At 59.1% G+C, this 13,578-nt stretch carries 11 protein-coding genes; 2 read left to right on the forward strand and 9 right to left on the reverse strand.

Annotation, left to right across the window (positions count from 1 at the left end; translation table 11 throughout):
* Positions 1-195: 195 nt before the first annotated feature.
* Positions 196-1,464 (reverse strand): Nramp family divalent metal transporter, encoded by a 1,269-nt coding sequence (locus tag OYW20_RS15460; RefSeq protein ID WP_268801152.1) that lies wholly within the window; start codon positions 1,462-1,464, stop codon positions 196-198.
* Between the two features lie 168 nt (positions 1,465-1,632).
* Here OYW20_RS15460 and OYW20_RS15465 point away from each other — a divergent pair, with 168 nt between their 5' ends.
* Entirely contained in the window at positions 1,633-3,081 is a 1,449-nt protein-coding gene (locus OYW20_RS15465; RefSeq protein WP_268796827.1) for an MFS transporter, read from the forward strand.
* Positions 3,082-3,240: 159 nt separating this feature from the next.
* Here the strand turns inward: OYW20_RS15465 and norR are convergent, their stop codons facing one another.
* From norR to OYW20_RS15485, 4 genes are all read right to left on the reverse strand, one after another.
* A complete protein-coding gene (gene norR / locus OYW20_RS15470) occupies positions 3,241-4,797 on the reverse strand; it encodes a nitric oxide reductase transcriptional regulator NorR (RefSeq protein WP_268796828.1) in 1,557 nt (518 codons plus the stop codon).
* Positions 4,798-5,067: 270 nt separating this feature from the next.
* Positions 5,068-5,274: a hypervirulence associated TUDOR domain-containing protein gene (locus OYW20_RS15475; protein WP_268796829.1), complete on the reverse strand. Its 207-nt coding sequence runs from the start codon at positions 5,272-5,274 to the stop codon at positions 5,068-5,070.
* Between the two features lie 251 nt (positions 5,275-5,525).
* On the reverse strand, positions 5,526-7,376 hold the full coding sequence (locus tag OYW20_RS15480; protein WP_268796830.1) for a glycoside hydrolase family 15 protein: 1,851 nt from the start codon (positions 7,374-7,376) through the stop codon (positions 5,526-5,528).
* Positions 7,369-8,169, reverse strand: coding sequence for an SDR family oxidoreductase (locus OYW20_RS15485; RefSeq protein ID WP_268796831.1), 801 nt, complete (start codon positions 8,167-8,169; stop codon positions 7,369-7,371). Before OYW20_RS15485 ends, OYW20_RS15480 begins: the two co-directional genes overlap by 8 nt.
* Positions 8,170-8,541: 372 nt before the next feature.
* Between OYW20_RS15485 and OYW20_RS15490 the strand changes: the two genes are divergently transcribed.
* Entirely contained in the window at positions 8,542-9,477 is a 936-nt protein-coding gene (locus OYW20_RS15490; protein WP_268796832.1) for a LysR family transcriptional regulator, read from the forward strand.
* Positions 9,478-9,490: 13 nt separating this feature from the next.
* On the opposite strand, the gene pstB is transcribed toward OYW20_RS15490, so the two are convergent.
* From pstB to pstS, 4 genes are all read right to left on the reverse strand, one after another.
* Entirely contained in the window at positions 9,491-10,270 is a 780-nt protein-coding gene (gene pstB / locus OYW20_RS15495; RefSeq protein WP_268796833.1) for a phosphate ABC transporter ATP-binding protein PstB, read from the reverse strand.
* A complete protein-coding gene (pstA, locus tag OYW20_RS15500; protein WP_268796834.1) occupies positions 10,270-11,148 on the reverse strand; it encodes a phosphate ABC transporter permease PstA in 879 nt (292 codons plus the stop codon). The genes pstB and pstA overlap by 1 nt, the downstream gene beginning before the upstream one ends.
* On the reverse strand, positions 11,145-12,140 hold the full coding sequence (gene pstC / locus OYW20_RS15505; RefSeq protein WP_268796835.1) for a phosphate ABC transporter permease subunit PstC: 996 nt from the start codon (positions 12,138-12,140) through the stop codon (positions 11,145-11,147). The genes pstA and pstC overlap by 4 nt, the downstream gene beginning before the upstream one ends.
* 70 nt (positions 12,141-12,210) lie before the next feature.
* Complete coding sequence (gene pstS, locus OYW20_RS15510; RefSeq protein ID WP_268796836.1) at positions 12,211-13,230, reverse strand: phosphate ABC transporter substrate-binding protein PstS; 1,020 nt, start codon at positions 13,228-13,230, stop codon at positions 12,211-12,213.
* Positions 13,231-13,578: the final 348 nt, after the last annotated feature.

Below are 13,578 nucleotides of genomic sequence, written 5' to 3' on the forward strand. Positions count from 1 at the left end.
ACCTTGAGGCCGGTGGCGGCCTTTGGGTTCAGAGTTCCGGGCCTGCACAGGAGTTCAGCCCAACAGGATAGGCCGCAGATTCTGTGAACCTGAGCTGACGAGCCTGGGCGAGACCGCGATTGCGGTGTGTCAGATAGATTGCATCGCGGCCTCGCCAGGGCTCGTCAGCTAAACACAAGCGGGATATGCGGATACTCAACTCACCCAGAAATACATCAGCGTCAGGTTGGCAACGGAGATCAGGCCGAACAGCCCCCAGGCGAGGATTTTGGTGGTCACGCTGTTGGCAAACGGTCCCATCAGCTGTTTGTCGCTGGTAAAGCGAATCAATGGCCACAATGCGAATGGCAGTTGCAGGCTGAGCACCACCTGGCTGAGCACCAGCATCTTGCCGACCGCGCCATCGCCGAACCAGACCACGCCAATGAACGCCGGAATCAGCGCCAGCCCGCGGGTAATCAGCCGCCGCTGCCAGCAGGGAATCTTGGCGTTCAAGAAGCCTTCGAGCACCACTTGCCCGGCGATGGTGCCGGTGAATGTCGAGCTTTGCCCGGCCGCCAGCAAGGCAACGCCAAACAGAATGCTCGCCAGCGTGCCGCCCACTAACGGATCGAGCAGATGATAGGCGTCCTGGATTTCCACCACATCGGTGTGCCCGGTGCCGTGAAACGCAGCCGCCGCGAGAATCAGAATCGCGGCGTTGATGATCAGCGCCAGGCTCAGTGAACCGATGGTGTCGACCCGCGCATATTTGATCGCGCTGGCTTTGCTCGCCTCAGTGGTGCCGTTGACACGGGTTTGCACCACCGATGAGTGCAGATAGAGGTTATGCGGCATGACCGTGGCACCGAGGATCCCGATCGCGATGTACAGCGGCTCCTGACTGCTCAGCACATCCCACGACGGCTTGAGCCCGGCCACCACATCGGGCCAGAACGGTTTGATCAGCACCAGTTCGATGAAAAAGCAGGTTGCGATAGTGACGATCAGCCCGAGGATGATCGCCTCCAGGCGCCGGAAATTAGCGCCCTGCAGCGCCAGCACAATAACGGTATCGAAGGCCGTGAGGGCAACGCCGGTGGTGATTGAAACGCCCAGTAGCAGGTGAAACGCCAACGCAGCGCCCAGCACTTCGGCAAGGTCGGTCGCCAGGATCGATAACTCGGCGAGTATCCATTGGCCCTTTGCCACGTTCGGGCTGTAGCGTTGCGCCGACAATTGCGCAAGGTCGCGACCCGTTGCGATGCCAAGCCGGGAGCAGAGGTTTTGCAGGACCATCCCGGAGAGGCTTGCGAGCACCACCACGAACAGCAATGAGTAGCCAAAACGCGAGCCTGCTTCGATAGCCGTCGCCCAGTTGCCCGGGTCCATATAGCCGATGGAGATCAGCAATCCTGGCCCGACAAACAGCATCATCTTGCGTAAAAACGAGGCGTTGGCCGGGATCTCGACTGTATCGGTCACAGCAGAAGGGCAAAAAGGCGCGGTGGCGGTGGTGGGCAGTGTGTACTTCACAGGAATCCGGGACGTGGTGGCGGCAAGCCGCAAAGCTTAAACGCGCAGAAATGTTTTGTCTCGATTCAACTGCCAAACGATTAACATGGGTCGACACAAGCATTTGGAATGCCGCACATGCCGTCTATTACTCAAAGCCCCTCAGAGGCTCATCGCGCAGGTGACGGGGTCGACCCGGTCCGCGCGGCGCAGATCTGCGCCCGTATTGATCGCCTGCCCGCTGTCGCCACGCTCTGGAAACTGGTAGCCCTGCTCTCCATCGGCGGATTTTTCGAGCTGTATGACCTGTTCCAGACCGCCTACATCAGCCCCGGCCTGATCCGCGACGGATTGTTTGCAACCGGCAATCAAGGCGTGTTCGGCTTCTCCGACCAGGCAGCGTTCGCTTCGGCAACGTTTCTGGGGTTGTTTCTGGGCGCCAGTTGCCTGAGCCCTATCGCCGACCGCTACGGCCGTCGAGCGATCTTCACCTTTGCGCTCATCTGGTACACCGTCGCCACAGTCTTGATGGGCATTCAGACGTCCGCACTGGGCATCATCTGCATGCGTTTTCTGGTGGGCATCGGCCTGGGCATCGAACTGGTGACCATCGATGCCTATTTGTCGGAGCTGGTGCCTAAACGCATGCGCAGCTCGGCGTTCGCATTCGCATTTTTCGTGCAGTTTCTATCGGTGCCGTCTGTGGCGCTGATGTCCTGGTGGCTGGTGCCGCAGGCGCCGTTCGGGATTTCCGGCTGGCGCTGGGTGGTGCTGGCCAGCGCGGTGTTCGCGCTGTTTATCTGGTGGCTGCGCTCGCGCCTGCCGGAATCGCCACGCTGGCTCGCGCAACACGGTCGATTCGAGGAGGCCGAGCGCATCATGGACGACATGGAACGGCGCTGCCTCGACGACCTGCAGCGCAAATCCCCTGGCCAGACCCTCGACCCGCCAGAAACACACACGGTGACGGTAGAGGGCAAAGGCCGTTTTGCGGATATCTGGCAGCCGCCCTATCGCCGCCGCGCGCTGATGCTGATCGTGTTTCATGTGTTTCAGGCCATCGGCTTTTTCGGCTTCGGCAACTGGCTGCCGGCGCTTCTTTCAGGCCAGGGCGTCAGTGTCACGCACAGCCTGGCGTATGCCTTTGTCATCACCCTCGCCTACCCGCTGGGGCCGCTGCTGTTTGTCAGGTTCGCCAATCGCTTCGAGAACAAGTGGCAAATCGTCGGCTCGGCACTGGGCTCGATGATCTTCGGCACGTTGTTCGCGCAACAGACCACGGCGTTGGGGCTGATCTTTTGCGGCGTGATGATCACTTTCTGCAACGCTTGGCTGAGCTTCAGTTATCACTCCTATCAGAGCGAATTGTTCCCCACCAATATCCGCGCGCGTGCGGTGGGGTTCTGTTACTCGTTCAGCCGTTTGTCGACGGTGTTCAGCAGCCTGTTGATCGGATTCTTTCTCGATCACTTCGGCACGCCCGGGGTGCTGACATTTATCGTGATCAGCATGCTGATCGTGATGATCACCATCGCCACCTTCGGGCCGCGTACACGCAACCTGGCGCTGGAAGACATTGCGCATTGATGCCTGCGTGCCCGGGGATTTCAGGGGGAATTGGAGTGCGTGGTTTGGGGCCGCTGTGCGGCCATTGCGACCGTCGTAACCTCCGGTGGCTCCTGCAAGATTCGCGGAGGTTTTGATGTTGATGCTGCCCGTAGGGCGCTGGGGTGTGGCGCCTCCATCTCAACGAATTCCCAACCGCTTCGCCAGACGGCTCAGGTTGGCGCGGTCTACGTTGAGCTCCCTTGCCACGTCTGCCCACTTACCCTGATGCCGCTCCAGCGCTTGGCCGATCAGCAAGGCCTGGAAGGCGTCCACCGTTTCTTTCAGCCCTTGGCCGGAGGGAACCTGAGGAACAGCGGCGTTCAGCGACAATACCGGCGCCGCGAGAGCAACCTCTTCAGCCAGCCCAAAGGCTGCGGCATCGATTGTCAGGATCCGGGGTCGCTCGGGATGGGCCGACAGGGCTTTCAACACGCCTCGGCTGATCAGATGCTCCAACTCGCGGACGTTGCCCGGCCAGGAGTACCCCAGCAGCATTTTTTGTGCGTCGCTGCTGATGCGCAGGCTGCGTAACCCCATGCGCGCGCGGTTTTCTTCGAGAAAGTAACCGGCCAGCAACAGCACGTCGCGGTTGCGCTCGCGCAGCGGCGGCACCACCAACGGGTAAACGCTCAGGCGGTGATACAGATCAGCCCGAAAGCGCCCCGCACGCACTTCTTCCGCCAGGTCGCGGTTGGTGGCCGCGATGATCCGTACATCAACGTGATGCTCTTGATCAGACCCCACCCGCTGTAACTGCCCACTCTGCAACACTCGCAACAGCTTGGACTGCACCGGTAACGGCAACTCACCGACTTCATCGAGGAACAACGTGCCGCCATCGGCCAGTTCGAACTTGCCGCTGCGGCCGTTGACCGCTCCGGAAAACGCGCCTCTCACATGGCCGAATAATTCACTTTCCACCAGCAACTCCGGCAGCGCCGCGCAGTTAAGGCTGATCAGCGGTTTGTGCGCCCTCGGAGAATGCAGGTGGATGGACTCGGCGACCAGTTCCTTGCCGACGCCAGTTTCACCGGTGATCAGAACGGTAAGCGGGCTGTTGCCGACCAGCTGGATTTCCTGTTGCAAACGGTTGTGGACGGCGCTTTGGCCGATCAGCTCGCGTGGACCACGGCCGCCCGCCGCGCGTTTGTAGACTTCGGCCAACTGCCGCTGATCTTCGAAGCTGCGCGCCAGTTGGTTGATCCGTTCGCTGGCCGTCACTGTCGCTGCCGCCAGGCTGGCAAACGCCTCAAGATTGTCCAGATCGACCTGGCCAAAGCTCGACGGGTCAAGCGAGTCGAGAGTGATCACGCCCCAAGCGGTGTCCTGCACATACAGCGGGCAGCCCAGACAGTCGTGAATCTGCAGGTCGCCATGATGCCCGTCCACCAGCCCATCGTAGGGGTCCGGCAACTCGCAGTCGGTGGAAAACCGCGTTGGGCCGCGGTGTTCCAGAATGATCTTCAGTCGTGGATGTTCATCGATCCTAAAGCGGCGCCCAAGGGTGTCGGGACTCAGGCCCTCTACCGACATCGGTATCAGCACATCGCCTTCCAGCTTCAGCAGCGCCACCGCATCGCACGGCAATAACTGGCGCAGCGAACGCAACAAGCGCCGATAGCGCTCTTCGTCCGGCAGCTCGCGGGATAAGTCGGCCACCAAAGGTACCAACGCCAGCAGCAAAGGATTTGTCATGGCGACCTCGAACCTGCATGCATCTCAACGTGCGGTCATAAAACCCGCAGTTATCAAAACCTGCAGCCATCAAAAGGAGTTACGTGAGGTCATTATGACCGCATCGGGTCGCTGGAAGACACCGCGTGTTCAGCCGCCCACGGCTTTCTGACTCCAGGTCGCCGCCGCCGGGCGCCAGGCTGATTCTTAACGTGTTGAGAAGGAAGCGGTTGAGTGCGCGCAACCCGCTTTTGCTGATTCCGCTGACACAAGAGATTTAACGGACGGCCATCAGCGCTTGAGTGCGTCTTCCTTGTGCATCGCCAGGTGCCCGGTTTTGTCGCTTTTCACTTCGTACTGCGGCTCGTCTTTGGAGGCTTTGCGGTGGCGACCCATGAATTCCACGTCTTGGGTGTGGACCTTGGTCACGACGCCTTTGACATGACCGACTTCGGAATTCCACTTGACGTGATCGCCGACTTTGAAGGGATGAGACATGGTGTTCTCCGGCTTTAGTATGAGTTCTTCAACTCCAGCGCGATGTCTGTAGGCGCGAATTCATTCGCGAAGGCGCTCCTGTCCAATGAACTCTGTAGTAACAACGAGCCTGCGAGTCGCACCGATTGCTTTTTGTAGGCGTTGACGAGCCAGAGCGAGGCCGCGATTGCGGTGTGTCAGACACATTGCATCGCGGCCTCGCCTGAGCTCGTCAGCTCCAGGATGTCTATGCGCAACAAAAAACGACGATTTCAGGGCTGCCACTGGGTCTTGCCGCCATCCAGTTTGCGGTCCAGGAATGTCGCAGCGCTGATCAAGGCCAAGTGGCTTAGGGCCTGCGGCGTATTGCCCAAATGATGGCCGTGGACGTCGAACTCCTCGGCATACAGGCCGAGCGGGTTGGCGTAGCGCAACAACTGCTCGAACTCCAGATGTGCCTGCTCAACCTTGCCCGCTCTTGCCAGGCACTCGACGTACCAGAACGAACACGCAACGAACGCGCCTTCGTCGCCCATCAGTCCGTCGTCGTACACATCGTCGTTGCGGTATCGGTACACCATGCCGTCGCGCACGAGGGTGCGCTCGATGGCTTCAAGCGTCGACAACCAACGCGGATCACTGGCACCGACGAAGCGCACGAGCGGCATCAGCAGCATCGAGGCGTCGAGGTTTTTGCTGCCGGTGTGCTGCACGAAATGGCCGAGGTCTTCGTCCCAGAAATTTGTCCAGATGTCGTCATGAATCGCCTGGCGCTCTTTATCCCAACGATCAAACGGCGCGGGCAACGAACGCTTCAACGACAATCTCAATGCGCGGTCCAGCGCCACCCAGCACATCAGCCGCGAGTGCAGAAAATGCTTGTCGTCGCCGCGCATTTCCCAGATGCCCACGTCCTTGCTGCGCCATTTCTCGCACAGCTCGTTGGTCAACCGGGTGACGTGCTTCCAGCCCTCGTGGGAAATGGCTTCGCCGTACTTGTTAGCCAGATAAACCGCATCCAGCAACTCGCCGTAGATATCCAGTTGGGTCTGTTTGTATGCCTCGTTTCCGATGCGCACTGGCGTTGCGCCGCCGTGTCCGGCCAGATGGTCCAGTTCTTCTTCGGGGAGTTCTTCCTCACCCTCCAGCGAATACAGAATTCCGAGCTTGTGCGCGTCTGTACAGCAGTCGCCCATGCGCTCACGCACCCAGCGCATAAAGTCATTGGCTTCTTCGGTGTAGCCCAGCCGCATGAAGGCGTAGACGGTGAATGAGGCGTCGCGGATCCATGTGTAACGGTAATCCCAGTTCCGCTCGCCGCCAACTTCTTCGGGCAAACCGAACGTCGCGGCCGCGATGATGCCGCCATGCCTGCGCGAGGTCAGCAGCTTGAGCGCCAATGCTGAACGGTTGACGATTTCGCGCCAGCGTCCGCGGTACTCGGACTGCCTGCTCCAGCCGCGCCAGAACTTGAGCGTGTTCTGAAGGTAGCGATCACATTTACCAGCGCTGACCTGCTCGTCGTCCGCACCGCCCAGCACAAACTCGACAGTATCGCCCTCGCTCATCTCGAACTCGGCCACCGCCGCATGCTCGTCGAGGCTCAGGCGAGTGGTCGCCGAAAGCCGCATCGAAGGCTGACCACTGGCTTCGAACAAAATGTCGTCGCCATCGACTCTCGCGGTGGTGTCCGCGCGGCTGTAGTCGTGCCGCACACGGCAGACCATGCGTACCGTACAGCGGCCGTGCCGCACATTGATCCTGCGCGCCAGGCGCGGGAGGTCTTCCACTTCAGTGGCAACGGGCATCAAGTCAGTAACTTCGACTACGGCGTTCTCGGTGATCCAGCGTGTCATCAGCACGTTGGTCTCGGGCAAATAAAGCTGCTGACGTCGCGCATCAGGCAGGTCAGGCGAAAGCTGGAAAATCCCGGCGTCAGGGGTGTCCAGCAAGGCGGTGAAGATGGAGGGGCTGTCGAAGTCCGGCCAGCAACAGAAGTCGATGCTGCCGGTGTCGGCCACCAGCGCGGCACTGCGCATGTCGCCGATGATGCCGTGGTTCTCGATGGCGTTTTGCAGTTCGTCGCGAGGACGGGACTGAGGTTGCCGGTTGTTTTCAGCCATTGTTTCGAAACTCCGGATACAAGCTCATTCCGCCATCGATGAACAGGGTCGTGCCGTGCACGTAATCGGAGGCATCCGAGGCCAGCCAGACGACCGCATTTGCGACGTCATCGGCTTCCCCGACACGGCCGTAAGGGATCAATTGCAGCAGTTTCTTCTCGGCGTCGCCTTCGGTGGCTTTGGTATTGATGGCGGTACGAATGGCACCCGGTGCAATGCTATTGACGCGAATACGCTGCTCGCCGACTTCCTGGGCGATGCTGCGCATCAACAAATCAATGCCGCCCTTGGACGCCGCGTAATTGACGTGACCGGCCCAAGGGATCAATTGATGTACTGAGCTCATGTGGATCACCTTGCCCAGTGCCCGGGACACTTCAGGACGGATCTGTTGTTTGGCGAACTGGCGCAGCGCGGCCCGCACACACAGAAACTGCCCGGTGAGATTGACCTCGATCACCTTGTTCCAGTCAGCCAGCGTGAGGTCGGCAATGGGGGCGTCCTTTTGCAGGCCGGAGTTGGCCAGCAGGATATCTAGACGGCCGAAGGCTTCCAGCGTCTTGGCAAACAGCTTTTCGACGTCATCTTCTTTTGACACGTCAGCGCCAACGGCAACCGCCTGGCCGCCGTTATCACGAATCTGCTGCGCGAGTTTTTCAGCGGGCTCGGCGTGTGAGTTGTAGTTGATGACCACCGCAGCGCCTGCATCGGCCAGGCCCTTGGCAGAGGCGGCGCCCAGTCCGGAACTGCCGCCAGTGACCAGAGCAACCTGGCCTTTCAAAGAAATCAGCATAAATATCGAGCCTCGTGTGAGCGTTTAAATGCTGACTGGTGAGGCTCCGGGGAAGTTCAGTCGCGAGCGTTGACGATACTTCTGCCCGGAGGGCGTGGGAGTTCAGCTTGCTGACGATCGACCGGGAACTGGTCGCAAACAGGTGGGCGCCGTCGTGTCAGGGGCATCGCATTCGCGTCTTTTGCTGCCGCTGCGCCGCAGATCGTCAGCAAACTGGCCTCCCACGGCCTCCGGCCAGAAGCGGTTGATCGCGCATTAAAATCCCGCTATCTACCCCACCGTGCTGGACGCAGTGCAATCGCGCTCCATAAACTGCGCCCATCATTTCGTAACAGCGGGTGACCAGATGTTGGGTATTGGGGGCAAGGACCGATGAATCGAAATGAGCTGCGCAAGGCCGACATCAACCTGATGGTGGTATTCGAGACCTTGATGCAAGAGCGCAACGTGACACGCGCTGCGGAAAAACTGTTTCTGGGCCAGCCCACCATTAGCGCCGCCCTCAACCGCTTGCGAGCCCTGTTCAACGACCCATTGTTCGTGCGTGTCGGCCACCGCATGGAACCCACGGCAAGGGCTCAGGAGATCATTCATCATCTGTCCCCCGCGCTGGACGCCATGTCGGTGGCGCTGAGCCTGACCCGCGACTTCGACCCTGCCAGCAGCAACATGACGTTTCGCCTGGGCCTGTCTGATGACGTTGAGTACAGCCTGTTGCCGCCGCTGCTGCGCGCCATTCGCGAGGAAGCGCCAGGCATCGTGCTGGTGATCAAGCAGGTCAATTACTGGAATATTTCGGAATTGCTGATGGCCGGCGAAGTGAGTGTTGGCGTGTGCCTGACGCGTGAGTTGCCCGCCAATGCGAAGCGCAAAATGCTCAGAACGGTGCAACCGATGGTGGTTCGAGCCGACAAATCGTTCAAACCGATGACGCTGGACGAATACTGCTCACGCCCGCATGTGGTGGTGTCGCATGTGGCCAACATCAGCAGCTTTGCCGATGAGTGGCTGGATGCCATCGGACGCAAACGCCATGCCGTGCTGTCCGTGCCGCAATACAGCACGTTGCCGGCGCTGATGGCTGGCACCGACTTGCTGTGCAACATTCCCGATCACCTGACCGATGCGATGACGCGCCAAGGCCTGCTGTATGGCGAACCGCTGCCGTTCATCACACCCAATCTGGACCTGTCCATGGTCTGGCTGAGCGTGATGGACACCGACCCGGCCGAGCGCTGGCTTCGTAAAAAGCTTGAGCTGTTCATGGGGGACCACAGCGCGCTCCCCCCGCTTGCGAAAAAGCCTTGAGTGAACAGATAACTCAGCCGAAACGACCGGTAATGTAGTCCTCGGTCTGAGTCTTCGAAGGCTTGGTGAAGATGGTGTCGGTGTCGCCGTGCTCGATCAATTCGCCCATGAACATGAACGCGGTGTAGTCCGAGCAACGCGCTGCCTGTTGCATGTTGTGCGTGACGATGATCACCGTGAACTGCTCTTTGAGCTCGGTGATCAGTTGCTCGATACGGCCGGTTGAGATCGGATCGAGGGCCGAGGTCGGCTCGTCAAGCAACAGCACTTCAGGACGCAACGCGATGGTCCGGGCGATGCACAGACGCTGTTGCTGACCGCCCGACAGGCTCTGGGCGCTCTGCTTGAGTTTGTCCTTCACTTCATCCCACAACGCCGCGCCACGCAGCGCCTGTTCCACGCGCTCTTCCATCTCCCGACGCGAAAGCTTCTCGTGGTGACGCACCGCGTAGGCAATGTTCTCGAAGATCGACATCGGGAACGGCACCGGCTTCTGGAACACCATGCCAACGTTGCTGCGCAGGCGGTTCATCGAATAGCTCGGGGCCAGGATGTTTTCGCCGTTGAGCAATACTTCGCCGCGCGCTTCCTGCTTGGGGTACATCGAATAAATGCGGTTGAACACCCGCAGCAACGTCGATTTGCCGCAGCCCGAAGGACCGATGATCGCCGTGATGCGCTTCTCGGGAATGTTCATGTCGATGGACTTGAGCGACTTGTGATCGTTGTAGAAAAACTCGAGGCCGCGTACCTGGATCTTGGTTTTTTCATCGGCAAGGGAAAGGTTATTCATCAGGACGACCTATTACGCAAAAGAATTAGACGGGAGCTGAGGCTGAGCACCAAAACGAACATTGTCAGGATCAACGCGCCGGCCCATGCCAGGGAATGCCAGTCATCGAACGGGCTCATGGCGTACTGGAAGATCACCACAGGAACGCTGGCGATTGGCTTGAGAATGTCGCTGCTCCAGAACTGGTTACCGAAGGCGGTGAACAACAGAGGAGCGGTTTCGCCCGTGATGCGCGCCAATGCCAGCAGCACACCGGTCACGACGCCTGCTTTGGCCGCGCGCAGAACGATCTGCAGCGTCAGCTTCCACTGCGGCACACCGAGGGCCAGGGCGGCTTCGCGCATGGTTGACGGTTGCAACTGAAGCATTTCATCGGTGGTGCGCACCACCACCGGAATCACCAGCAATGCCAAAGCCAGTGCACCCGCCAGGGCAGAGAAACCGACCTGATGGTTAGTGACGGCGCTCAGCGGCAGGATGACGGCGGTGTACACGAACAGGCCCAGGACAATCGACGGCGCCGACAGCAGGATATCGTTGATGAAGCGCACTGCGTTGCCCAACTTGGTGTGACGGGCGAACTCGGCGAGCCAGATGCCGGCCATCAAACCAATCGGCGTGCCGATCAACAGGCCAATGCCGGACATCAGAAAGCTGCCATAAAAGGCGTTGGCCAGACCACCTTCGGAACCGGGGGGCGGCGTCATCTCAGTAAACAATCGGGTGTTGAGCGCCTGAAAGCCATTGACCACGGTGGTCAGCAGAATCCACACCAGCCACAGCAAACCGAACGCCGTGGCACCGCAGCTCAAGATCATCGCGATGATGTTTTTCAGACTGCGCATGCGGTACAGGTTTTCGTTATCGGCCTTGCTCATACTCCCTCCTTGCGCGACAGACGAGACAGCATCAGACGGGCCAGGGCCAGTACGATGAACGTGACTACAAACAACAGGAAGCCCAAGGCGATCAGCGCTGAACGGTGCAGATCGGTGTAGGCCTCGCTGAACTCGTTGGCGATGACCGAGGCGATCGAGCTGCTCGGCATCATCAGTGACGCCGAGAATTGGTGGGCGTTACCCAGCACGAAGGTCACGGCCATGGTTTCGCCAAGGGCGCGGCCCAGTCCAAGGAAAATCCCGCCGACCACCGCCGAGCGGGTATAAGGCAGGACGATGTCCCAGACCACTTCCCAGGTCGTGCCACCCAGCGCGTAGGCAGACTCTTTGAGGGCCACCGGCACGCTGCGAAACACTTCCTGCATCACCGAGGTAATGAACGGGGTGATCATGATCGCAAGCACGATGCCAGCGGTCAGCATGCCGATCCCCAGCGGCGGCCCCTGGAAGATCGGACCGATCAAAGGCAAGGCGCCGAGGTTGTCGTTGATCCAGGGCGCCATGTTTTCGGCCATGAACGGGCCAAACACGAACAGGCCCCACATCCCGTAGATGATCGAGGGAATGCCCGCCAGCAATTCGACTGCAGAAGCAATCGGCATGCGCAACCACGGCGGTGCGACTTCAGTCAGGAAGATTGCGATGCCGAAGCTCACCGGAACGGCGATCAGCAGCGCGAGAAAGGAGGTCACCAAGGTGCCGTAGATCGGAACCAGAGCGCCAAATTTGCCGTTGACCACGTCCCATTCGGTACTGGTCAGAAATTCGAAACCAAAGGTCTTGAACGCCAGGGCTCCGCCCCACAGCGTAGAGCCAGCAATACTCGCCAGCAGAACCAGCACCAACAGAGCCGCGCCCAGCATCGTGCGCCTGAACCAGGCGTCGTGACGATGATCGCGGGCCGCGCGTTTTTCGCTCTCGGATTGGACATCCGGAATGACAGCGGACATATATTGGGTGTTTTCAGTCATGGTAGGTCCACTCGCAAAGAAACCCTGTCACCGGGCGGCGATGACAGGGGTAAGACTCAGAAGCGTTGAGTTACTTCTTGAACTCTGTTTTCCAATAGTCTTCGATCTTGCTGACCAGCGATGCAGGCAGGGCTACGTATTCCAGGGCTTCTGCCTGGGCCTGACCTTTTTCCAGCGACCATTTGAAGAAGTCGAAAGCAGCAGCGCTTTTCTCGGCGTTCTTAGGTTGCTTGTACATGATGATCCAGGTTGTTGCGGTGATCGGCCATGCAGCGTCGCCCGGAGCGTTGGTCATGATCAGGTTGAAGTCTTTGGCGCTTGCCCAATCGGCAGTGTCAGCAGCAGCAGCGAACGCTTTGGCGTTAGGCTCGATGAACTTGCCTGCGGCGTTTTTCAGCTGCGAGTAGGAGATTTTGTTCTGAGTAGCGTAGGAGTATTCAACGTAACCGATCGAACCCTTGATCTGTTTTACGTAAGCGGCCACACCTTCGTTACCCTTGCCGCCCACGCCCACTGGCCATTGAACGGCTGAGCCTGTACCTGGGCCGGATTTCCACGCGTCGCTGACTTTGGCCAGGTAGCTGGTGAAGTTGAACGAAGTACCCGAACCGTCCGAACGGTGAACCACGGTGATCGCAGTCGCTGGCAGTTTGAGGTCAGGGTTCAGAGCAACCAGTTTAGGGTCGTTCCAGGTTTTGATGGTGCCTTGGAAGATATCAGCCAGTGATTGACCGTCGAGTTTCAGCTTGCCGGAATCGATGCCTTCAACGTTGTAGATCGGAACGATACCGCCGATCACGCTTGGGAATTGACCCAGGCCAGCAGCCTTCAGGTCATCAGCGGACATCGGGGCGTCAGAGGCGCCGAAGTCGACGGTTGCCGCCTTGATCTGAGCGATACCGCCGCCCGAACCGATCGACTGATAGTTCACGCGGTTATCGGCGCTCTTGCTGTAATCCTGCGACCACTTGGAGATAACCGGAAAGACAAAGCTCGAACCTGCACCGGTGACGTCAACAGCGTGTGCCATCCCGCTCAAGCACATTGAAGCCAGAAGGAGTGACAGGCGTTTTTTAGTCAGCAGAATCACGGCAGTACCTCAACAAGAGAATTGGGTGTGTGTGGTCACAATTCATGACCCGAGGCAGATTTAAAACCGGAAACATTTCTGTTTGATGACAGTCTCTCGACAGCCTGTATCGAAAACCATTTCCTGTAGGTGTTTTCCTACAGCGTGTGGCCACGAAACCCCTGCTTTTATTGGCTAAGACAGAGGTTGTCTAGTTTCGAGCAAATTTAATATCAATCCGCCACTTCGGCCGCAAACCAGGCTGCGAGCCCGCACTTTTGAAGACCTCCCGGATGGAGGACGGCATCAAAAGCGGTCAATTGAAGTGATGTGTTACGAAGTTTGTCGATGATGACGTCGGGCAATGAT

The sequence above is a fragment of the Pseudomonas sp. BSw22131 genome, assembly GCF_026810445.1.
Taxonomy (GTDB): domain Bacteria; phylum Pseudomonadota; class Gammaproteobacteria; order Pseudomonadales; family Pseudomonadaceae; genus Aquipseudomonas; species Aquipseudomonas huanghezhanensis.

Bases quoted from the DNA above. Each gene is read 5' to 3' on its own strand.
- pstC (WP_268796835.1), bottom strand. From the start codon at position 12,140: ATGACTGAAAACACCCAATATATGTCCGCTGTCATTCCGGATGTCCAA.
- OYW20_RS15480 (WP_268796830.1), bottom strand. From the start codon at position 7,376: ATGGCTGAAAACAACCGGCAACCTCAGTCCCGTCCTCGCGACGAACTG.
- norR (WP_268796828.1), bottom strand. From the start codon at position 4,797: ATGACAAATCCTTTGCTGCTGGCGTTGGTACCTTTGGTGGCCGACTTA.
- OYW20_RS15490 (WP_268796832.1), top strand. From the start codon at position 8,542: ATGAATCGAAATGAGCTGCGCAAGGCCGACATCAACCTGATGGTGGTA.
- OYW20_RS15475 (WP_268796829.1), bottom strand. From the start codon at position 5,274: ATGTCTCATCCCTTCAAAGTCGGCGATCACGTCAAGTGGAATTCCGAA.
- OYW20_RS15465 (WP_268796827.1), top strand. From the start codon at position 1,633: ATGCCGTCTATTACTCAAAGCCCCTCAGAGGCTCATCGCGCAGGTGAC.
- pstA (WP_268796834.1), bottom strand. From the start codon at position 11,148: ATGAGCAAGGCCGATAACGAAAACCTGTACCGCATGCGCAGTCTGAAA.
- pstB (WP_268796833.1), bottom strand. From the start codon at position 10,270: ATGAATAACCTTTCCCTTGCCGATGAAAAAACCAAGATCCAGGTACGC.
- OYW20_RS15485 (WP_268796831.1), bottom strand. From the start codon at position 8,169: ATGCTGATTTCTTTGAAAGGCCAGGTTGCTCTGGTCACTGGCGGCAGT.